Source organism: Nocardia rosealba, from assembly GCF_020216065.1.
Lineage (GTDB): Bacteria > Actinomycetota > Actinomycetes > Mycobacteriales > Mycobacteriaceae > Nocardia > Nocardia rosealba.
The window spans coordinates 551,826-573,284 of sequence record NZ_JAIWNA010000002.1 but is presented as its reverse complement, the minus strand read 5'-3'; the positions used below and the strand labels follow the sequence as shown (position 1 = coordinate 573,284).

The 21,459-nt window shown below is 68.0% G+C and carries 13 protein-coding genes; 4 read left to right on the top strand and 9 right to left on the bottom strand.

What is annotated here, in order from left to right; all coding sequences use genetic code 11:
- Positions 1 to 28: 28 nt before the first annotated feature.
- The 3 genes from LDL21_RS09490 to LDL21_RS09480 are packed head-to-tail and all read right to left on the bottom strand — an operon-like array spanning position 29 to position 3,347.
- Positions 29 to 1,222: a lipase family protein gene (locus LDL21_RS09490; RefSeq protein ID WP_225279673.1), complete on the bottom strand. Its 1,194-nt coding sequence runs from the start codon at positions 1,220 to 1,222 to the stop codon at positions 29 to 31.
- 30 nt (positions 1,223 to 1,252) lie between these two features.
- Positions 1,253 to 2,461 (bottom strand): lipase family protein, encoded by a 1,209-nt coding sequence (locus tag LDL21_RS09485; RefSeq protein WP_225279672.1) that lies wholly within the window; start codon positions 2,459 to 2,461, stop codon positions 1,253 to 1,255.
- The gene (locus LDL21_RS09480) at positions 2,451 to 3,347 is read right to left on the bottom strand and encodes an oxidoreductase (protein WP_225279671.1); all 897 of its coding nucleotides are present in this window, start codon (positions 3,345 to 3,347) and stop codon (positions 2,451 to 2,453) included. The genes LDL21_RS09485 and LDL21_RS09480 overlap by 11 nt, the downstream gene beginning before the upstream one ends.
- Positions 3,348 to 3,578: 231 nt before the next feature.
- Here LDL21_RS09480 and LDL21_RS09475 point away from each other — a divergent pair, with 231 nt between their 5' ends.
- The 4 genes from LDL21_RS09475 to LDL21_RS09460 are packed head-to-tail and all read left to right on the top strand — an operon-like array spanning position 3,579 to position 15,455.
- Positions 3,579 to 10,022, top strand: a complete 6,444-nt coding sequence (locus tag LDL21_RS09475; RefSeq protein WP_225279670.1) for a type I polyketide synthase — start codon at positions 3,579 to 3,581, stop codon at positions 10,020 to 10,022.
- A gap of 23 nt (positions 10,023 to 10,045) precedes the next feature.
- A complete protein-coding gene (locus LDL21_RS09470; protein ID WP_225279669.1) occupies positions 10,046 to 13,180 on the top strand; it encodes a type I polyketide synthase in 3,135 nt (1,044 codons plus the stop codon).
- Positions 13,177 to 14,163, top strand: a complete 987-nt coding sequence (locus LDL21_RS09465) for an AfsA-related hotdog domain-containing protein (RefSeq protein ID WP_181699726.1) — start codon at positions 13,177 to 13,179, stop codon at positions 14,161 to 14,163. The genes LDL21_RS09470 and LDL21_RS09465 overlap by 4 nt, the downstream gene beginning before the upstream one ends.
- Positions 14,160 to 15,455, top strand: coding sequence for a protoporphyrinogen/coproporphyrinogen oxidase (locus LDL21_RS09460; RefSeq protein ID WP_225279668.1), 1,296 nt, complete (start codon positions 14,160 to 14,162; stop codon positions 15,453 to 15,455). Before LDL21_RS09465 ends, LDL21_RS09460 begins: the two co-directional genes overlap by 4 nt.
- A 7-nt stretch (positions 15,456 to 15,462) precedes the next feature.
- On the opposite strand, the gene LDL21_RS09455 is transcribed toward LDL21_RS09460, so the two are convergent.
- The 6 genes from LDL21_RS09455 to LDL21_RS09430 all read right to left on the bottom strand — a co-directional run bounded on the left by LDL21_RS09455 (position 15,463) and on the right by LDL21_RS09430 (position 21,415).
- On the bottom strand, positions 15,463 to 16,710 hold the full coding sequence (locus tag LDL21_RS09455; protein ID WP_225279667.1) for a PucR family transcriptional regulator: 1,248 nt from the start codon (positions 16,708 to 16,710) through the stop codon (positions 15,463 to 15,465).
- A 261-nt stretch (positions 16,711 to 16,971) separates the two neighbouring features.
- The gene (locus LDL21_RS09450; RefSeq protein ID WP_181699732.1) at positions 16,972 to 17,277 is read right to left on the bottom strand and encodes a hypothetical protein; all 306 of its coding nucleotides are present in this window, start codon (positions 17,275 to 17,277) and stop codon (positions 16,972 to 16,974) included.
- 435 nt (positions 17,278 to 17,712) lie between these two features.
- Positions 17,713 to 18,564, bottom strand: coding sequence for a sterol desaturase family protein (locus LDL21_RS09445; protein WP_225279666.1), 852 nt, complete (start codon positions 18,562 to 18,564; stop codon positions 17,713 to 17,715).
- 43 nt (positions 18,565 to 18,607) lie between these two features.
- Positions 18,608 to 19,372, bottom strand: a complete 765-nt coding sequence (locus tag LDL21_RS09440; RefSeq protein WP_225279665.1) for a helix-turn-helix transcriptional regulator — start codon at positions 19,370 to 19,372, stop codon at positions 18,608 to 18,610.
- Positions 19,373 to 19,383: 11 nt separating this feature from the next.
- Positions 19,384 to 20,523 (bottom strand): serine hydrolase domain-containing protein, encoded by a 1,140-nt coding sequence (locus LDL21_RS09435; protein WP_225279664.1) that lies wholly within the window; start codon positions 20,521 to 20,523, stop codon positions 19,384 to 19,386.
- Positions 20,524 to 20,569: 46 nt separating this feature from the next.
- Complete coding sequence (locus LDL21_RS09430) at positions 20,570 to 21,415, bottom strand: helix-turn-helix domain-containing protein (protein ID WP_225279663.1); 846 nt, start codon at positions 21,413 to 21,415, stop codon at positions 20,570 to 20,572.
- Positions 21,416 to 21,459: the final 44 nt, after the last annotated feature.

Here is a 21,459-nt window from a genome sequence, read left to right as displayed (position 1 = left end):
CCCTAAGACGCCTGCTGTTTGCAGCCGATCATGATCGACAGCGGGTCGGTGCGGGTTCGCCGCGGAATCGGGCCTCGATGAAGTTCCAGGCTTCGGGCAGACCGGCCACCGCGGTCGTCATGTGCTCGGCGATCTGGTACCGGGAGAACGTGAGCGCTACCCCTGCCGCGCAGTAGCGCCCGGCGACGTCGGCGACGGCATCGAAGGGGGTGAGTGCGTCGAATTCGCCTTGCCAGAGCATCGTAGGTGTCTGGGGCAGGCCCGGATAGTGCCGCAAACTGTTCTCCCGCAGCACCGCGCGCGCTTCGGGATCGTCCATCAGGGACCTCGTCGCCGCGAGTTGTTCGGCGCTGCGGAGCACGCCGTGGAACAGCAGGAAACGGCGGCATTCGTCGGCGGTGAAGTCGCGGAACCACCGACCCTCGGCGTTGAGCTGGTCGGAAATGGGCAGCCGCTGCGGGTATTCGCGTTCCAAGCCCATCGCCGCTGCCCAGGCGAGGCCGAAGCCGGGATGGTTCCCGAAACCGATGCCGAGGGCCATCTGTTCGAGGTCGGCGGGAATACCGCCCGCGGCGACGCCGGCAAGGGTGAGCTCGGGTGCGTAGGTCGGCTGCATGGCGGCGGCCCAAGCCGTCGCCAGTCCTCCGCCCGAGTAGCCGGCCAGGGCGATCGGGGACTGGCCCAGGCCGAGTTCAGGGGCGCGCTGGAGTGCGCGCACGCTGTCGAGGGTCACCATGCCGCTGAGTTTGGCGGCCCCATAGGCGACATTCGGGCCGAGGTAGTCCGGCAGGGCGACGGCCCAGCCGCGTGCCAGCGGCAGCGCCGCGCCGAACGCGTCCGGAGTTTCGTCGTTGACGAGCGAGTGAGAAGGATTGCACTTGGTGCCGAGCGAATTGATCAGCGCCTGATACGAGACCAGCGGCGGATTAGGCACGCCCGTCGGGATCAGTACCGTGGTGACGCCCATGATCGGGTCGCCCGCGGAGTTGGTCGAGCGGAAGGCGACGTGCCAGATGTCGGTGCCCTGGTACGGGCCCAGGTCGAATTTCCGTTGCCGCACCACATCACCGGGAGCGAAATCGCCGATCTCGGGCGGTGCTGTGAAGAACGGGTCGGCTTCCGGGGTGGGATATCGCGGCTCGGAGGTCGCTACCGGGGCGAAGACACTCGCGGTGACGGCATAGAACAGCACAGCCAGTACGGCCGGCCAGATGCGGCGCATGGTCGATCCTCGATCTTTGGGAGAGTTGGGTCAGCAGTTGCTCGGCGCGGGCTCACCGCGGAACCGAGCGTCGAGCCAGTCGACCGCGGACGGGAAGCCGAGCACCGCGGTGGCCAGGTGGTCAGGGCTCGGATAGAGCTCCGATCGCACCGGTGTGCCGGCTGCGCAGTAGCGCCGGGTGGTGCGATCGATGGCGTCGACGGGGATCAGCGGATCGATCGGGGTGTGCCATTCGAACACGGGCATGGTCGGCACGCCGTCGAACAATTCGAGGCTGTTCGCGTCGCTCACTTCCCAGACGCGCGGGTCGTCGATCAGCGAGACGGTGGACGCGAGGTCGGCGGCGCTGTGCATGGCACCGGCGGCGATCAGTTCGACGGTGCAGCCGTTGGCCATCGCGTCGCGGACAGCCAATCCGGTGTCGTTGAGTTGCGCGCTGATCGGGAGGCGGTCGGGATATTCGCGTTCGAGCCCGAGCGCAGCGGCCATCGCCAGTCCGAACATGGGATGCGGTGCGAGGCCGAGCGTGCGGGCCATCGTGGTGATGTTCATCGGCACACCGCCCTGCGCGGCGCCGACCAGGCGGAGTTCGGGTGCGTACCGCGGGGCGAGCGCGGCTGCCCAGCCGGTGGCCATCCCACCGCCGGAGTAGCCGAGCAGGGCGGCCGGGCTGTCCGCGAGTCCGAGTTCAGGGACCCTGGTCGCGGCGCGGATGCCGTCGAGGGTGAGCTGTCCGCCGAGCCTGGCCGCACCGTAGGCGGCATTCGGACCGAGATGATCGGGTAGAGCGATGCTCCAGCCACGCAACAGCATCGTGTTCAGCAGCGGCACAGCACGATAGAGCAGATTGGGATCGTAGGCGTAGAGCGCGCGCGAGACCGCGCACTGGGTGCCGAGGCCGTTGATGATGTGCTGATAGGACAGCAGCGGGGCGCCGGGGCGATGGTCGCGGGGTGTGAGGATCGTGGTGGTCGCCGCGATCGGGCGGCCGTGTGAGTCGGCGGAACGGAACTTCACCAATGTGACGGTGGCCGTGGGGAAATACGGCAGCGGTTCCTGCACGCGGACCGCGAGCACCGCACCAGGGTCGGCGGCGGCGATGTCGGCGGGTGCGGCGTAGAACGGGTCGGGGTCCGGGATCGGAAACACCGGCGGCGATCCGGCCGCGGAGTGTGTTCCCGACGCCGCGCACACACCGATCACCGCCGCAAAGGCAAGGGCGCGAACGCTAATCCCCATGCGTCACCGCCGCTGTGGGGTAGCGAACTCCGGTCGCTTGTTCGGACGCCGTCCACAACTGCTGCCACAGGGTGCGATCTCGCGACAACGCGCTCGACGGGCACGCACCGACCGGTCCGCGGGTGTTGAACAACCTGGTCGGACCCCAGTAGATGTCGGGGTCGGCCGCCGGTGCGGTGGCAGCGTAGAGCGTGGATTGCGCGGCGGCGGTGCGGGATTGGCCGACCAGCCGGATGAAGGGCTCGGCGACGTAGTCGAGCGGAGTCTGGGTCCTGGCGACGAGCCCGGTCGGGGCCACGCCGGGGTGCACGGCGTAGGAGCGCAGCGTCGACCCGGTTTCGCGAAGTCTGCGCTGCAATTCACGGCCGAATATCAGCGTCGACAGTTTTGATTCGGCATAGGCAGTCGAACGATGGTATCGGCGCCGTTCGAAACGCAGATCGTCGAGTGGGAGCGATTTCGTCCAGCCGTGCGAAATACTCGACAAGGACACGATCCGGTCCCGCACCTTGTCCAGCAGAAGGCCGGTGAGTGCGAAATGTCCGAGGTGGTTGACTCCGAACTGCATTTCGAATCCATCGACGGTGCGGGCGAACGGTACGTTCATCAACCCGGCATTGTTGACGAGGACGTCGAATTCGCCGCATTCCTGTGCGAACCGCCGCACATCGGCCAGATCGGCCAGGTCGAGAGCGGCCACGGTGACATCGCCCGCTATCCGGTCGGCGACCGCACGCCCGCTTTCCGGGTCGCGACACGCCATGACCACCGTTGCACCACGGTCGGCGAGGGTGCGCGTCACGATCGCACCGAGGCCACCGTTGGCGCCCGTGACAACGAATCGCCTGCCGTGTTGATCCGGTACCGGTTCGGGAGTTCTGACCATGGCGCATGACCTTACGAATCCCGACAAAGCCGTGGCAATACGTTTGGAAAATGTCAGGGCCCACGGCCGGACCGTTGGTCGTTTCCCAAAGCCGTTCGCGGCGCGGCTGATTCGGGCCGCGTTGTCGTAGCGTGAGGCCGTGAGTGTTGCCGAGTAGATCGCCGGCAGAATGCCCGATCCCGTTGCACTACTCGTTTCTGTCACATTCCGCCCACCGAGGAGTCCTGCTCAATGGCCCGCGAAGACGAACTGCGCACATACATGAAGAAGGCGATCCGGGAATTGCAGACCACCCGGACGCGCCTCGACGAGATCGAAGCGCAGGCGTGTGAACCGATTGCCATTGTCGGAATGGCGTGCCGGTATCCGGGTGGGATCAGTTCGCCCGAGCAGCTGTGGCAGGCGGTGCTGGATGGGCGTGACCTGGTGACCGAATGGCCGACCGATCGGGGCTGGGATGTGGCAGGGCTGTTCGATCCCGAACCGGGGGTCGCGGGCAGATCGTATGTGCGCACGGGTGGCTTCGTCGCGGGCGCCACCGCGTTCGACGCGAACTTCTTCGGTATCAGCCCGCGCGAAGCACTGGCGATGGACCCGCAGCAACGATTGATACTCGAGACCGCGTGGGAGACCTTCGAACGGGCGGGCATCGACCCGACCACGGTGCGCGGAAGCGACACCGGTGTGTATGTCGGCCTCATGCCGGATGTGCAGGGCCCGTCTTCGCGCGATCTCGACGATCGGGTGCGCGAGCGCATCGAGAACTTCCTGATGACCGGGCAGGCCTCGAGCATCGCCTCGGGGCGGGTGGCCTATGTCCTCGGTTTGGAGGGTCCCGCTGTCACGTTCGATACAGCCTGCTCGTCGTCGCTGGTCGCGATCCATCAGGCCGTGCGGTCGCTGCGCGCCGGTGAGACGACGCTGGCGCTGGCCGGCGGTGTCACCGTGATGACCACCCCGGCGGCGTTCGTCGCGTTCTCCGCCCAGCGGGCGCTGGCGGCCGACGGTCGATGCAAATCCTTCGCGGCGGGGGCGGACGGCACAGCGTGGGGCGAGGGTGTCGGGATGCTGCTGCTCGAGCGGGTATCCGAGGCCCGCAGGAACGGACACCGGATCCTGGGGCTGGTCCGCGGTACGGCGGTGAACTCCGACGGTGCGTCCAACGGTCTCACCGCACCGAACGGACGATCGCAGCAGCGGGTGATCCGCGCGGCGCTGGCGGACGCGGGTCTGCGCACCGACGAGGTGGATGTGGTCGAGGCGCACGGAACCGGCACGCGCCTCGGTGATCCGATCGAGGCGGAGGCGTTGCTCGCGACCTACGGGGCGGAACGCGACGACGAGCAGGCGCTGCTGCTGGGGTCGCTCAAGTCGAATATGGGGCACACGCAGGCCGCCGCGGGAGTAGGCGGGTTGATCAAGATGGTGATGGCGATGCGGCACGGCACGGTGCCGCCGACGTTGAATGTCGACGAACCGACCCCACACGCGGACTGGTCGTCGGGGGCAGTCCGGTTGGTGACCGAGGTCCGGCCGTGGCCTGCGACGGGTCGTCCGCCGCGCGCCGCGGTGTCGTCGTTCGGCATCAGCGGCACCAACGCCCATGTGGTGATCGAACGGGGTGAGTACCCGGTCCAGCCGGCACGGGATGTCGTCCCGCCACCGGTAATTCCGTGGGTGGTCACCGCCCGGTCCGCGGATGCCGTTGCCGCCCAGGCCGCTGCCCTGCTCGACCAGCTCGCGACGGACCCTGCGGTCGAGCCCGTCGATATCGGGTTGTCGCTGCTCGATACGCGCGCTCGGTTCGACCACCGAGCCGTCATCGCCGGGCGGAACCACGAGGAATTGACCGAGGGGCTGCGGGCGGTCGCGCGGGGCGGCGACGCGCGGAATGTGGTGCGCGGCAGTGCCCATGCGGCCGTGTCTGCGGTGATGTTCCCTGGGCAGGGCACCCAGCGGACGGGGATGGGGCGGGAGCTGTACGACGGCTATGCGGCCTATCGCGCAGCGTTCGACGCCGTTTGCGTCGAATTCGGCAACCACTGCGCGATTCCGGTGCGCGAACTGGTGCTCACCGAGGGCTCCGGTGCGGCGCTCGACAGCACCGAGGTCGCGCAGATGGCACTGTTCGCCACCGAGGTGGCGATGTACCGGCTGGCCGAATCATGGGGGCTACGACCGGCTTTCGTCATGGGGCACTCCATCGGCGAGATCACTGCGGCCTATGTCGCCGGGGTCTGGTCCCTGGCCGATGCCTGCGCCTTGGTGGCCGCGCGGGGCAGGCTCATGCAGTCCGCTCCCGTGGGCGGTGCGATGGTGGCGGTCGCCGCGGATCCGGAGACCGTCGCCGATCTGGTCCGCCGCTACGACGATGTCGGTATTGCGGCGGTGAACGGGCCTGCATCAGTAGTGGTTTCGGGCGCGGAGGCTGTGGTGTCCGCTCTCGCGGAACAGGTGGCCGCCGACGGTATCCGCACCACCCGGCTGCGGGTGAGCCACGCGTTCCACTCGCCACACATGGATGCCGTCCTCCCCGAATTCGCCGCGGTCTGCCGAGGGTTGACCTATCACCCACCGACTGTCCCGGTGATCTCGGCGCTCACCGGCAAGGTCGCCGAGGCGGCACAGTTGTGCTCCCCCGAGTACTGGGTGAGCCATCTCCGCGAACCGGTCCGATATCTGGACGCGGTGCGGTGGGCCCGGGAGCAGGGCGGCGTGAGTTGTTTCGCCGAGATGGGACCGGGCGCCGCGCTGACGGCGATGGTGCACGAGATCGCCGACGACGACACGGCGCTCACGGCGGCCGCGTTGCAGCGCCCGGGTATCGCCGGTGATCTCGCGTTCGTGGTGGGGTTGGCCGCGCTGCACTGCCAGGGCGCAGCCCTGGACCTGACCACACTGTTCGACGGCGCAGGCGCCCGCCCGGTGGATCTGCCCACCTACGCCTTCCAACGCGACCGGTTCTGGCTCGAGGTGGGCGAGCGCGGGAATGTCCGCGGCGCCGGGCTCGACGACGCCGAGCATCCGCTGCTCGGGGCGCAGGTCGGTCTCGCCGCCGACGGCGGGCTGCTGCTCACCGGGCAGCTGTCCGTGCGCACACACCCGTGGTTGTCCGGGCACCGGATCGCCGGATCGGTGCTGCTTCCGGGTACCGCGTTCATCGAACTCGCCTGGTACGCGGGCCGATCGGTGCAATGCCCGGTGGTCGGTGAACTCGTCCTCGAATCCCCGCTCGTGATTCCCGATACCGGGGCGGTGGACGTGCAAGTGCAGGTCGGACCGGCGGAGCAGTCCGGGCATCGGACGCTCACCGTTTCCTCTCGTCCTCGAACGACATCGGCGCAAGAGCTGCCGTGGACCGGGCACGCCACGGGCACGCTGCAACCGGCGGAAGCCGTGGCTTCGGAGACGAAGGGGCCGTGGCCGCCCGTCGGCGCGGTCCTGGTCACCACGCACGACCCGTACGACGCGATGGCGACCGCAGGCTACGAATACGGCCCGGCTTTCCGCGGTCTCGGCCGGATCTGGCGGCACGGTGAGGAGGTGCTCGCCGAAGTAGCCCTGCCCGAATCAGCCGCTGCCGACGCCACCGACTTCGGCCTGCACCCGGCGCTGCTCGATGCCGCACTGCACGCGATGATCGCGACGGGCACGGTCGGGCCCACCGAGTCCGGTGCGGTGAAGCTGCCGTTCGCGTGGGAAGGCGTCGCACTGCACGCGGTGGGCGCCTCATCGCTGCGTGTTCGTCTCACACCGGTCGGTACCGACCGGATCCGTCTCGAGGTCAGCGACACGGCGGGCAAGCCGGTGGCCACCGCCCAATCGCTGGCCTTGCGCGCGATCCCGTCGGCAGCGCTGGGCCGACGCCCGGCCTCGGACGGCGGACTCTACGAAGTGAACTGGGTCGGTGTTGCCGCACCCGAACCCGATGCAGCCCAAGGGAACTGGGCCCCCGTGGACACGGCGCGCGGTGTTGTGGCCGAGCACTGTGCGGGTAGCGAGCTGGTCGTCGTCCGGCTCGATCCGGCCGACCGATCCCAGCCGGTCGCCGAGCAGGTGAGCAATGTGCAGACCGCAGTGCGCGCCCTGCTCCTCGACGACCAATTCTCCGGGGCACTGATCGTCTTCGTCACCAGCGGCGCGGTCGCGGTCCACGGCGCCGAGGACGTCGACGACCTGGTAGGCGCCGCGGTGTGGGGTCTGCTGCGCACCGCGCAGAACGAACATCCCGGCAGGATCGCGCTGCTGGATCTCGACGACCCCGACGGCTACCGGGATGCCGCACGCCTGGCCGCCGGATCGACTACCGAGCCGCAGCTGGCCATCCGGCACGGCGAACTACAGGCACCACGTCTGGTTCGCGCCGGGGCGGACACGGTCGGGTCCACCGAGGCACTCCTTGAGGGTCGATGGCAGCTCGTCGACCGTGGGCGCGGCACGCTGCACGGCGACAACATGGTGCTGGCCGCACAGCCCGAGAGCGTGCCGCTCGAGCCCGGCCAGCTGCGGATCGCGGTACGGGCGGCGGGCGTCAACTTCCGTGATGTGCTGATCGTGCTCGGGATGTATCCGATCCCCGATACCGCGATCGGTGGCGAGGGGGCGGGTGTGGTTGTCGAAATCGGCCCCGGCGTCACCGATTTCGCAGTCGGCGACGCGGTGATGGGCATCTTCACCGGCATCGGCGCGACGGCGGTGGCCGATCGGCGCACCGTGGTTCCGATGCCGACCGGCTGGTCCTTCCAGCAGGCGGCGGCCGCGCCCATCGTGTTCGCCACCGCGTACTATTCGCTGGTCGATCTGGCCGAAGCGCGAGCGGGCGAGTCGCTGCTCATCCACGCCGCCACCGGTGGTGTCGGTATGGCCGCGGTGCAGCTCGCCCGGCATCTCGGACTTGACCTGTATGTCACCGCCAGCCCAGGCAAGTGGAATGCGTTGCGCGCGAACGGTTTCACCGACGACCGTATCGCCAGCACCCGAACCACCGAGTTCAAGGACAAATTCCTCGAAGCGACCTGCGGGCGCGGCGTCGACGTCGTCCTCGATTCGCTGGCGGGCGACAAGGTGGACGCCTCGCTCGACCTGCTGCCGCGCGGTGGCCGGTTCATCGAGATGGGCCTGACCGACCTGCGGGACGCCGACGAGGTCGCCCTCACCCACCCCGGCGTCCGGTACCGCAACTTCCTGCTGATGGACGCCGGACCCGACCGCCTGCGCGAGATCCTGACCGAACTGCACACCCTGTTCGAATCCGGTGTCCTGCGGCCGCTTCCGGTGACCTCCTGGGATGTGCGGCGAGCGCCCGAAGCATTCCGGCAGCTCAGCCAGGCCCGCCACATCGGTAAGTACGTGCTGACGGTGCCCATCCCACTCGACCGTGACGGCACAGTCCTGGTGACCGGCGGCACCGGCGGACTCGGCGCACTTGCCGCCCGTCACCTGGTGTCCGGGTACGGCGCTCGGCGCCTGCTGCTGACCAGCCGGCGTGGCCCCGACGCCGACGGCGCCGCCGAACTCGCCGCCGAACTGTCCGCGCTCGGCGCCCACGTCGACATCACCGCGTGCGATGTGAGCGACCGCGACGCGCTCACCGCCCTGATCGCCGCGATCCCCCCAGCGCATCCGCTGACCGCGGTGGTGCACACCGCAGGCGTCGTCGACGACGCGTTGTTCGCCGCTCAGACCCCCGAGCACCTCGCGAAGGTGTTCGGCCCGAAGGCCGACGCGGCCTGGCTACTGCACGAGGTGACCGAGGGCCGACCTCTGTCGATGTTCGTCATGTACTCCTCGATCGCGGGGCTGCTCGGCAATCCCGGTCAAGCGAACTATGCCGCGGCCAACGGCTTCCTCGACGCGCTGGCCCAGCACCGCAGACACCATGGCCTGCCCGCCACCGCCCTCGCGTGGGGGTTGTGGGAGCGCGGCACCGGAATCACCGGCCACCTCACCGAACGGGATCTGCGCCGGATGCGCCGGGACGGACTCGTGCCGCTCACCGACGACGACGGGCTGGCGCTGTTCGACAGCGCGGTGGCGACCGGCAGAGCGCTGGCGGTGCCCGCGCGGCTCGACCTCACCGCGCTCGGCTCGGTCGGTGACGACGAGTTGCCCGCGATGCTGCGGTCACTGCCACGCGGTCCGCGCCGCGCGGCCGGCGGTGGGTCCGACGAATCGGCGGCCCTGGTCACGAGCCTGTCCGGTCTGGACGCCGCCGAACAGGAGCGAGTGGTGCTCGGCGTGATCCGTGCACACGCCGCAGCGGTGCTCGGGCACGTCTCGGCGGAGGCGGTGCCGGCCGACACCGCCTTCACCGACCTGGGTTTCGACTCGCTGGGCGCGGTGGAATTCCGCAACCGCCTCGAAGCAGCCACCGGCGTGCGGCTGCGCACGACCATCGTCTTCGACTACCCCAATGCCGCGGCACTGGCCGAGTACCTGCGCACCGAGATCGCGCCGCTGGACGACCCGGTCGAACGGATCGCCGCGCAGCTCGACGCGCTCGCCGCGGGGTGGGCGGGCGTGGACCTGCCGCAGGACCGGGTCGGTGAACTGCTCGACCGGATCGAGGTGCTCGCGCGCACCCTACGCGGCGGCGCGCACAGCGTGGTCGACAACATCGACGGCGCCGACGACGACGCCCTGTTCGACCTGATCGATCAGGTTCGCTCGGTCTGAGCCGAGGAGAAAGCGAGGATCCGATGGCCAACGAAGCGGAACTGCGCGCGTATCTCAAGCGCGCCACTCGGCAATTGCAGCAGACTCGTCAGGAGCTCGCCGACGAGCGGGCACGAACAACGGAACCGATCGCGATCGTCGGCATGTCGTGCCGGTTCCCCGGCGGAATCGACTCACCGGACGATCTGTGGCATGCACTGCTCGACGGGCATGACCTGATCTCGGACTTCCCGGCCGACCGGGGCTGGGACATCGACGCGTTCTACGATCCCGACCCCGACAAGTTCGCCAAATCCTCTGTGCGCGAGGGTGGTTTCCTGACCGAGGCGGGCGAATTCGACGCCGGGTTTTTCGGGATAAGTCCGCGCGAGGCCGAAGCGATGGACCCGCAGCAACGCCTGCTGCTCGAGCTGGCCTGGGAATCGGTCGAGCACGCTCGCATGGACCCGATGTCGTTGCGCGGCAGCGATACCGGCGTCTTCGCCGGCTTCAGCGACCAGGGATACGGGTTCGGCGCCAGTCAGGCCTGGGACGGCGCCGAGACCTACTACTTCACCGGCAACCACGCCTCGATGGCGGCGGGCCGGGTGGCCTATCTACTGGGGCTGGAAGGGCCTGCGGTGACCGTCGACACGGCCTGTTCGTCCTCGGCGGTCGCGATCCACCAGGCGATGCAGTCGTTGCGGCTGCGGGAATGCGCGATGGCCCTGGCCGGGGGTGTCACGGTGATGTCGACACCGATGCCGTTCGCGCTGTTCTCGCGTCAACGTGCGCTGGCACCGAACGGCAGGTGCAAATCCTTCGCCGCAGGCGCGGACGGCACCGCGTGGGGCGAGGGTGTCGGCTTCGTTGTGCTGGAACGCCTTTCGGACGCCCAGCGGGAGGGCCACCGGATCCTGGCTGTGCTGCGCGGGTCCGCGGTGAACAGCGACGGCGCGTCCAACGGCCTCACCGCGCCGCGCGGAACCGCGCAACAGCGCGTGATCCGGGCGGCGTTGTCGAACGCCGGGGTCGGCGCCGCCGAGGTCGACGTGGTCGAAGGGCACGGTACCGGCACCGTATTGGGCGACCCGGTGGAGGCCCAAGCCCTCCTCGCCACCTACGGCGCGCGTGACGGTGCGCCACCACTGCTGCTCGGTTCGGTGAAATCCAATATGGGACACACCCAGTCGGCGGCCGGGGTGGCCGGGCTGATCAAGATGGTGCAGGCGATCCGGCACGGCGTCGTCCCACCCACCCTGCACGTCGACGCACCGACCCCACATGCCGACTGGAACGGGGACCGGATCCGGCTCGCGCTGCGGCCACACCCCTGGCCGAGCACCGGACACGCGCGCCGAGCCGGGGTCTCCTCCTTCGGCATCAGCGGCACCAACGTCCATCTGATCGTCGAACAGGCACCCGAATCCGTAGCAGTACAGACCGTTTCGGCACGGATGGAACCGGCGGTCGTGCCGTGGCTGCTGTCGGCTCGCACCGCGGGTGCTCTGCGGGATCAGGCGGCTCGGTTACGCGCGGCCGTGACCGATTCCGCCCAGGACATCACCGACATCGCTTATTCGCTGGCGACCACCCGGGCGAGATTCGACCACCGCGCCGTCGTCGTGGCAGACAGCCGAGAAGGCCTGCTGGACGGCCTTGCCGTGGTCGCGGGTGAGCGCACCGGCGGTTCGGCGGTCATCGCCCGCCGCTCCCCCAGCGGGAAACTGGCGATGATGTTCTCCGGCCAGGGCGGACAGCTCGCGGGCAGTGGCCGTGAACTCTACGACACCTTCCCGGTGTTCGCGGCGGCGTTCGACACGGTGTGCGCCGGTTTCGACACTCACCTGGACCGTTCGCTGCGCGCGGTGCTGTTCGACGGTGAGGACCTGCTCCCCCGCACCGACTACACCCAGCCCGCGGTGTTCGCACTCCAGGTCGCGCTGTTCCGCCTGCTCGAATCCTGGGGCACGACACCGGATTACGTCGTCGGACACTCCATCGGAGAACTCTCGGCGGCGCACGTAGCCGGGGTGTTGTCACTGGCGGACGCGGTCACCGTGGTCGCGGCACGCGGCCGGCTGATGCAACAGATGACGCCGGGAGCGATGGTGTCCGTGCGAGCGTCCTACGCCGAGGTGCTGGCCTCGATCGCCGGACGGGAGCACGAAGTGTCGATCGCGGCGGCCAACGGACCCAACGCCACTGTGCTGGCAGGCGATATCGCCGCGGTCGGGGAACTCGGCCGACAGTGGCGCACCCGCGGGCGTCGCGTCACCCGGCTCGCCGTGGACCGCGGGTTCCATTCACCCCACGTCGCCGCGATCGTCGACGAGTTCCGCGCTGTCCTCGCGACGGTGCAGCTCCACGAGCCGCGTATCCCGTTGATCTCCACGTCGACAGGGACCGCGGCCGAACCGGGGCAGCTCACTTCGATCGAGCACTGGGTCCGTCAGGCCCGTGAGCCGGTGCGCTTCCACGACAGTGTGTTGCACCTGAACGACGCCGGTGTCGTCACCTATCTCGAACTCGGCGCCGGTGACACGCTGGCCGGACTGGTCTACGAGGTGCTCGCAGACACCGGCTGCACCGCCGTGCCGTTGCTGCGGCCCGGCGCCAGTGAAACTTTCTCGGTGGTGAAAGCCCTCGGCACGGCCTGGGTTTCCGGCGCCGAGGTCGGATGGGAGGCACTGTGCGGGGATGGTGACGCGGCCACAGTCGACCTGCCGACCTACCCGTTCCAGCATCGCCGCTACTGGGTCGACACCGACAGCTCCGAGCTCGAACGCATGATCGGCGCGGCCGGCGCCGACATCGCGGGACAAAGCGCCCTCGGCCGTCACGACGCGCTCACGAGAACTCCCGGACCCGGGCGCCCGGACTTGCCGACCGTCCCCGAGAATCAGCGCACCGACTTCGCGACGCGCCTGGTGGTCGAGCAGATCCGCGAAATCCTCGTCGACCGCGCCGAAGACGAGCTCGACCTGGACGCGACCGTACTCACGCTCGGGCTGACGTCGTTGTCGACCCTGGAGTTGCGCAGCCGTATCAACACCGCCGCCGCAGTGCATCTTTCGCTCGAAGATCTCTTCACCCATCCGACACCGAGGATGCTCGGCGTGCTGCTCGCCGAACGCATCTGGAGTACGGTCCCTGCTCACGAGGCGGTACTCGCGTGACAAGTCCCCTGTGGCCGGTGCGCGGCACGCTCGGCTTCGAACAACTCGTCCCCGCCGCATTGGCGCATCGACGAGGTCTCGCCGAGGTCTATGTCGCCGATACGGCCGTTGTCGGCGGCTCCGAATTCCTTGCCGCGGTACAGATTCCGCGCGCACATTCGCTGTGGTTCGATCGACTGGTCGCCTACCACGACCCTCTCTGCGCCGTCGAGGCCGTGCGCCAAGCACTTCTCGTCGTCGGGCAACGTCACCTCGGTGTGCCCGCCGACGCCCCGGCGAGCTTGCAGCGCATGGCATTCATGGTGGAAGACCTCAGCGCGTTCCGCGACAGCGAACGCTACCCGTTGGAGGGGCTCGTGCGGGTACGTCCGGGCGCCCTGGCCACCGGGCGCGATTACTACCAGGACGTGCCCTTCGATGCCATCTTCACCGTCGACGGTGCGCTGGCGATGACGTTGTCGGGCAGCGGGATCACCTTCCCCCGTGAGGACTACGACGAGTTCCGCGAACTGCAACGCCGCAACCGTGCGCAAGCTGCCGAGCCTGCACCGGATCCGGTGCGGCCTCTCCCACCTGAGCTCGTCGGGCGCCGCGACCCACGCAACGTCGTCCTCGGCCGGACCCCAACGCCCGAGCTGGTCGTCGTAGTCGACCGGAGTCATCCCAGCTTCTTCGACCACCAGTACGACCACGTCCCGGGTCCGCTGTTGCTCGAGGTCTTCCGGCAGGCGGCCGTCCTGGCCGCGAGCGAGGCCGGACTGCTCGATTCGCCGGCGGCCGCGGTGCTCGGCGTCGAGGCCCATTTCACCGATTTCGCCGAACTGGACGCGCCCATCACCTGCACCACCACCACTGCCGACACCGGACTCGACGGCATCGGCGTCGAGGTCACCCTGCACCAGCGCGGCGCCCGGATCGCTGTCGCGCTCGTCGAACTGGCGCCCTACCCCGTGCCGCCGGAACAGGAGCACAACCGATCATGAGCACGCCACAGAAGTTCGCGGTCGTCGGCGGCGGCCTGTCCGGCATCGGCGCCGCGTTCGCCCTGCACCGCGCCGGTCACACCGTGGAACTGCTCGAGCAGGACTCGACGCTCGGTGGACGCTGCGGTTTCGGCACGCTCGGTGGGACTCCGATCATGCTGGGCGGCAAAAATATCGGCCGTCGCTACCACGAGCTGCGCGCGTTCATCACCGCATCCGGCGAACGTGCGTACGAGCCGTTCGGGATCAACAGCTCCCAGGTCGTCGACGGTCGGCTGGTGACGCTCGACAACCCGGGCATCGCCCGCTTCCTCCGCCATCTCCTGCGCACCGGATCGCCCATCGACGCGGCCCGCATGCTCTACTACGGTGCGCGCGTACGATTCGACGAACGCAACCGTTACCTCGACTCCGACTACTTCGGTCGCCTGGGCACTGCCGAAGACAGCGCCGCCCTCAGCACTCGATTCGGTCAACAGTTCAGCCGTACCGTCCTGCGCCCGTTGACCGTACGGCTCAATGCCGCAGAGCCGGACGAGGTGTATCTCGGCGCTTTCGGGGTGAGCCTGGGCATGGTGCAGGATCGCTACGACCAACTCGTCGACGGAATGCAACCGGTACTGGACTGGTTCGCCGGCCAGGTACCGGTTCGCCTCCACACGCGAGTCGAACGCGTGGCGCTGCGCGAAGGCCGGGTGGTCGGGCTGGAAACCATGGAAAACGACGGTAGGACCACGTTTTCCAGCTATGACGGTGTCGTCCTCGCGACACCTGCGCACGCGTCCGCACGGCTGCTGGGCGAAGGTGCTCCCGCGCTCGGCAAGATGTTGAGCGAGGTCACCTATTATCCGTCGACGGTCGCAGTGGTGCAGTACGCGCGACCATTGTTCAGCAGTACCGTGCGATCGATCGCGTTCGATTCCGGGCCCTGCAGCGCGGCAGGGGTCTACGGCGTCAACGATCTCGACATCGTCCGCTACACCTTCAGTGGACGCGAGGCGCGGCCGCTGCCCGACCCAGCACAACTGGCGCGGTGGGTCGACGACGCCGAGGCCAAGGTGTGCGGCCTGCTCGGCGGCCCGACCATCGAGCGACTACGCACCGAAACCCGCAGCTGGGCAGCAGCCCACTGCGCTTACCTACCCGACCACGCCGGATTCCGCGCCGGGCTGCGCGAACAGCTGCGCGCCGTCCCGGGGCTGCAACTGGCCGGTGACTATCTGCTCGGCGCCCAACTCGAAGCCTGTTACCGATCCGGGGTCGACGCGGCCCGTGCCCTGACGACGCGGTAGGCGGGCTTCAGGCAGCGCCCCGGGTGTGCACGAGATCATCGGCCAGCAGCGCGATGCGGGCCCGCAGAATTCCCTCCGCTGTCGTCAGATCGAGGTCGGTCAGGCTGCTCACCCGCCGCAACCGGTAATCGATGGTGTTGGGGTGCACATTGATCCGGCGGGCCGCAGCCTTGCGGTTGAGGCCCGTCGCCATATAGACCTTCAACGTTTCCAGCAATTCCGGGTAGTCGGTGAGCGGGGCGATCACAGCGGCGAGATGGTTGCGCGCGGGTCCGGGCCGGGTGAGCTGGTACTCGATCGCCAGATCCGAAAGCTCGTACAGCCCAGCCGGTTTGGCGATGCCACGCACCAAATCGAGCAGCTCGTGCGCTTCCTCGGTGGCGGTGGGAATCCGCTCGGTCGTGGTATGCACCAGGGTCGCGGTGAGTTCCATACCGGCCAGGGCGCCGATCTCGGCCAGTACGGCGGCGGTCATCCGCGGCGAGTCCGGTTCGTCGGCCGGGATCAGCAAAGTCCCGCCCTTGGTACTCAGCAACGCCAGCGCCCGCGAGGCGAACACATCAGCCAGCGCCGCCTGCACCCGGCGCAATTTGCGGCGCGCGACCACCTGGGCGTCGACGTTCGGGTCGAACTCCTCGGCCAGATCGGGAATCATCAGTGCGACAACCTGATACGAGCCGGCCACCCTGATTCCGGTCTGCCGGGTGAGCGCGCCGACGCCGTGCCCGCTCAGCAATGCCGAGACCACCGTCTGCGCACTGGTCTGATGCTCCTTGGCGACCTGACGTTGCTCGTCGAGGTAGGCACTGGTCACCGTCGCGTTGATCATCTCGAGTGTCCGCAACAGCAGCCGGGTGCCCTCGACGAGCTCGGTCAGGTCCGCCGGGGTGACGTGCTCGGTGACGAGTTCGAAGCCGATCCTGAAGCCCTCGGCATAGGCACGGAGCAGGGTCCCCACCGGCACACCCTCCCGGGCGTACTGCGCTGCGGATGCCCGCAGCGCGGCCAACTGCTGTTCGGACGGAGACGCCCGCTTGTCCAGCATTTCCATCGCCAGGGCCAGGCAGTGCCGGGTGAATTCTGTGACGTCGCCGCGGATGGCCTCGCTCGGCAGCGTCATACACGGCATGAAATGCTCGGTGAAATAGGTGACCAGCCGCGGCACCAACTCGTCCGCGCTCCCCAGGAAACTCGATACCGGCCGACCGTCTGCAGTGAAAGGGTTGTGGGCCTGATCGATAGTTGAAGGGGTCATCGAGCACTCCGTTGTAACAGTCGGCAATGGACGATCGCGGGTTCTGTGTGAATCGCAACATAGCCACGCCTCAGCTGTGGTTACCGTACCCAGCAAATGCTCTGGTGGGCTCACGATGCCCCGGTATACCGTTTGTGTGGCTTCACAGACTGTCTTGTACCGCAGCACAATGCACCGGTTCGAGCGCGGCCTCGACGGGTATGTAGGCTGTCGCGGCGCGTTTTGCCGAGCACTTGCTCGATTCGCGCTCGCGTCGGCGGTTCAGGAAACGACCAGCCGTTGTTGACGGCGCTGGTAGGACGGCGGATCCGTCGTGATCAGATCGCACCGGGTTCGCACCCATGCCGGGTTGTTCTGAATATGTCGATACGTGGGAGTGATGGCCACGGCGATCTGGTGGGTCTCGATGTAGTCGAGCAACGACTCGAGGTCCACATCGGGTTCGACGATGGTGTGCACGATCCGGAGACCGTGCGCGGTGGCGATGTCGAGCGCTCTGGCACGGGCGGCGCTCAGGATGCCGGCGAGTTGCAGCCGGTCGACGACGAAGACGGCACTGTCGTTCATTCGATCCTCCTCGCGGTTCCCGCCGTACGGGCCTGGCAACATCGGAGTTTCCAGATGGCGGGTCAATCCAGTAGACGCCGCTTCGATCGCTCGGAAAACTTTGTCTGGAAACTCCACAGCTTCGAGGAAAAATTCTTGAGAATATCCCAGCGCCTACCGGGCAATTACACTTTCGCCCGCACCATCCCCCGCGGATCATGTTCGCGATCGGATTCGATTCAGAGACAAAGCAAGGGCTGATCCGATGTGAACTCTCGCAATATACGGATCAGGTCACCTGCAACAACCCGCACGATTCGTATCGTCACAGACGCAGCCTTCGGGCGGCCGGTACCAACACCGCGAACAGACTCGTCCGCAGCACGGATCGCCCTTCCATCCTGCGGGCGGGTTTGTCCGACGCCGCACAAGGGTCGCGGTCACGCTGTCTGCTGCTCAGCGAGTGAACGGTTTCGCGAGTTGGGCGAGATAGCCGCTGGGGTAGTCGGGTTCGGCCGCCATACCGAGATCGGCGCTGGAAAATCGTCGGCCCGGGTCGTAGCTGTAGGTGCGCAGCAGGTGATCCCAGACGAGGGTGAACAGCCCGAAGTTGACGTCACCGATGCCTGCCCATTTGAGGTGGTGGAAGCGGTGGCCTTCGTTGAGCGCCAGAACGTATTTCAAGGGGCCGACGCGATAGTCGGCATTGGAGTGTTGCAGCAGCAGTTGCACCGCCACCGCCAGTGACAATGCCGCCGCGACCGGGACGGGGATCCCTGCCAGCAGCAGCGGGGTGACTCCGGCGGTCATCTCGATGGTTTGATGCAACGGGTGTTTCATGAGGCCGTTGAGCCCGTAGAACCGTTGCACACTGTGGTGTACCGCGTGGAAGCGCCACAGGATCGCGATCTTGTGACTCGCGTAGTGCGCCAGAGTGATCCCGAAGTCGGCGACTAGGATCGCCATCAGCACCTGAGCGACGAAAGGCCAACTGCCAGGCCAGATCCCGTCGCCAGGGATCAGCGCGGCGAGCACCGGGATAGCGGCGACGCTGCCCAGGACCAGGGTTTCGTTGACGACACCGTGCGCGGTGTCACGGCCGAAATCACCGTGGGAGGTATTCCAATCCGCCCGGTAGGGCAGGACCGCCTCGGCGGTGAACGACACAGCGACAGCGATGCCGAGCAGGGCGAGCAGCCAGAGTTTGTGGGCGCCGGTGGCGGCCACGGCGATACCCGCCCCGTTGATGCCGATCAGCATCAACGGGGCGTAGCCGTAGCGGATGAGTGAAGCAACGAGTGCGGACATGGATTCAGCGTCGCGGCCTGGTACCTGTCTCGGCTTGAAGAAATCAGCTGACCTGTGCCGGTGGCGGACGCCATCCGGTGGCGATGAGTGCTTCGGTCGGGGTGATACCGATCAACTCCCGACACGTACGGGTCAGGTGTGCGCTGTCGGCGAACCCGGCCGCATGGGCGGCCTCGGTCAGCGAACCGCCCTCGCGCACAACCGTGAAACCGCGTTGCAGCCGAGTCCAGCGCCGCCACGCCGAATATCCCGAGCCGACCTCGGCGGTGAACACATGCGCGAGCCGACTCGCCGATATCCCCACCCGGGCAGCGAGTTCGACCAACGACGGTGGTCCCCCTGGCCAACCGGCCGCGACGCGCAGCGCGTCGGCGACCGCCGGATGCGAGCGCCGCCGTGCAGCGCCGAGCGAATCGAGCGGGCTCTCGGGTGAACGCGGGGATGTCGCTGTGACCCAACTGGTGGCGGCTTCACCGGGCAAGCCGGCCAAGCGGGCCAGCGCGGCGCGCGCGGTGGCGGAGTCGGGATCGAGGAAGGCCGCGAACCCGGATGTTCCGGGTTCCGCGGTGACCTGGTGGACAACACCGGGCGGGATGATCGCCGCCGTTGCGTGCGTTGCCTGCCCCTGCGCGTCGGTGAGAACGAGGCCACCACGGGCGACGAACAACACCTGAACCGCGGCATGAGCGTGTCGGTCGGCGTCGCCGATCCGGCCGGTGAACGCCATGAATCCGGGCGTGAACACCGCATCACCGCGCCACCGCGCAGCCGAATCCGAGGCGTGCGGCGGCGCGGTGACCCCTGCCATGATTCTCTCCGTCAGCGCGGTGACGGCCCGGGGCGTCCACCGGTCAGTGTTCGCAGGAGAGCAGCGAAAGCGTCATCGATCGCGTGAGGTTGTGGTCGGCCCGACGGCGCCAGGGTGTTCCAGCGCTGGAGATTCAGCGCGACGGAGGCTTGGCGGGTTCGGTCGGCGCTGGTCAGGGAGATGGCACCGCCACCCCAGACCGACCCGTCGTGACCCCAGAAGGTGCCACGGCCGGGAACCTCCATCCGGTGCAGGCCGAGCCCGTAGTCGACGGTCTTGCCTTCGAAGGAGATCACCGCGACGGTGCGCTGCATCCGTTCCAGCATCGCGCGACTGATGATCTCACCGGCGAGGAGCAGATCGAAGAACCGGTTGAGGTCGGCGACGGTCGAGATCAGGGAAGCCGACGGGCCTACCCACGACATGTCGTAAACGCTGTAGTCGCGCGGCGGGTCGATCATGCCGAACCACGATTCGTAATGGTGGGAATGTGGTCCATCGATCTCGGGACCAGTGGGCAGTTCGGTATCGCGCAGACCGGCACGTTCGATGACATTTCGGGTGATGACCTTCTCCACCGAAGTCGCCGTGACCGACTCGATCAGCCGACACAGCAGCAGGTAATTGGTGTTCGAGTACACCCCCGGCGGCTTGCCGGGGACGCCGACGGCCGGGGCGGCGACGCCCAACTCGATCAGCTCGTCCCAGTTGAACTTGCTGAACCTGTTGTCGTCCAAGCTTTCCGGTGTCGTCCTCGCCAGATCGGGGAACGCGGCCAGCGACGGGTAGGCGTGTGGGAGGTATTCGGCGAGACCACTGGTGTGGTTGATCAGCATCTCGACCGTGATCGCCGCACCGCGCTCGCCGGGGACCAGCTGCGGCAGATAGTGGCCGATCGGTGTGTCGAGCCCGATCTCGCCGGCTTCGACCAGCTGCAGCACGGCCGCGGCGGTGAACGTCTTGGTGATACTGCCGACACGGTGTCGCATATCGGCCGTGACCGGACGGCCGGTGGCCAGGTCGGCGACCCCGGCAGCGCCGCGCCAGATCTGCTCACCGGCTCGCGCTTCGGCGAACACTCCCGGCACTCCGGCGCGATGCACCGACTCGAGTGCGGCCTGTAGTTCGTCGGGATCAAAGGAATTACTCACGGCAGATGTCCTCTCGCGGTCGTCGCCTCGGCTGAGGCGAGCACCACTATCGGCCGAGCTGACCCGTCGAGTATTGAGAAAATGTTCCCCAGGCCCGGTGGCGGTAGCGCGCGATATCGGGCAGATAGCGCGTCGCGAGCACCCCGGGTGTGCTGCCCGCGAAGATGGACACATCCCGGTGCAGATGCGCCTGATCTGCGTAGCCGCCGTCCGCGGCGACTTCGGCGGCGGATCGACCCGCCAGCAAACCGTCTACCGCACAACGGAATCGGACCAGCATCGCCGCACGTTTGGGGGTCAAGCCGATCTGCGACTCGAACCTGGACCAGAGACGTTTGCGGCTCCACCCGCACGACTGGGCGAGGTCGGAGACGCGTACCTGCCCCCGGGCGGCGAGTATGTCGTTCCAACAGGCGACCACCTCCGAATCCGGCACGCGGCGCAGATCACTGTGTGTCAGAAACGATTTCGTCAGAGCGAACCGCTCATCCCAGTCCGCGGCAGCGGCCAGTGCGGCCCGCAGACGGCGAGCCGGTCCACCCCACAATTCCTCTGCTCCGACCACGCCTGAACCCAGATCACGCGGGCTGACGCCCAAGAGCGAATAGGCGCGCACCGGCGACATGCGGATCTCGATGCACTCGGCTCGCGCGCAACGAACGCGCATCGCCGCGAGCGCGGGTCCGGCGACGAGTCCGGTCAACCTCTGCCGCCCGACGCCATCGTCGGCCACGAGCTCGGTATCGCCGAAATTGATCACCACGGTGACCGCCGGCGCCGCCGCGACGCGCAGGTCCAGGCCCTGCCCGATACGGAAGCCGAGGATCGCTGCTCCCACCCGCCCACCCTCGGACGGCCGCGCAAAATCCCATCCGGTGCCACCGAACTCCATTGCTCCCACCCAACCCAGGCTAGTGACGTCCACGACCATCTGGT

Excerpts from the sequence above, each read along its gene's own strand:
- LDL21_RS09450 (WP_181699732.1), bottom strand. The coding sequence starts at position 17,277 with ATGAACGACAGTGCCGTCTTCGTCGTCGACCGGCTGCAACTCGCCGGC.
- LDL21_RS09470 (WP_225279669.1), top strand. The coding sequence starts at position 10,046 with ATGGCCAACGAAGCGGAACTGCGCGCGTATCTCAAGCGCGCCACTCGG.
- LDL21_RS09430 (WP_225279663.1), bottom strand. The coding sequence starts at position 21,415 with ATGGAGTTCGGTGGCACCGGATGGGATTTTGCGCGGCCGTCCGAGGGT.
- LDL21_RS09475 (WP_225279670.1), top strand. The coding sequence starts at position 3,579 with ATGGCCCGCGAAGACGAACTGCGCACATACATGAAGAAGGCGATCCGG.
- LDL21_RS09445 (WP_225279666.1), bottom strand. The coding sequence starts at position 18,564 with ATGTCCGCACTCGTTGCTTCACTCATCCGCTACGGCTACGCCCCGTTG.
- LDL21_RS09490 (WP_225279673.1), bottom strand. The coding sequence starts at position 1,222 with ATGCGCCGCATCTGGCCGGCCGTACTGGCTGTGCTGTTCTATGCCGTC.
- LDL21_RS09480 (WP_225279671.1), bottom strand. The coding sequence starts at position 3,347 with ATGGTCAGAACTCCCGAACCGGTACCGGATCAACACGGCAGGCGATTC.
- LDL21_RS09460 (WP_225279668.1), top strand. The coding sequence starts at position 14,160 with ATGAGCACGCCACAGAAGTTCGCGGTCGTCGGCGGCGGCCTGTCCGGC.
- LDL21_RS09440 (WP_225279665.1), bottom strand. The coding sequence starts at position 19,372 with ATGGCAGGGGTCACCGCGCCGCCGCACGCCTCGGATTCGGCTGCGCGG.
- LDL21_RS09455 (WP_225279667.1), bottom strand. The coding sequence starts at position 16,710 with ATGACCCCTTCAACTATCGATCAGGCCCACAACCCTTTCACTGCAGAC.
- LDL21_RS09485 (WP_225279672.1), bottom strand. The coding sequence starts at position 2,461 with ATGGGGATTAGCGTTCGCGCCCTTGCCTTTGCGGCGGTGATCGGTGTG.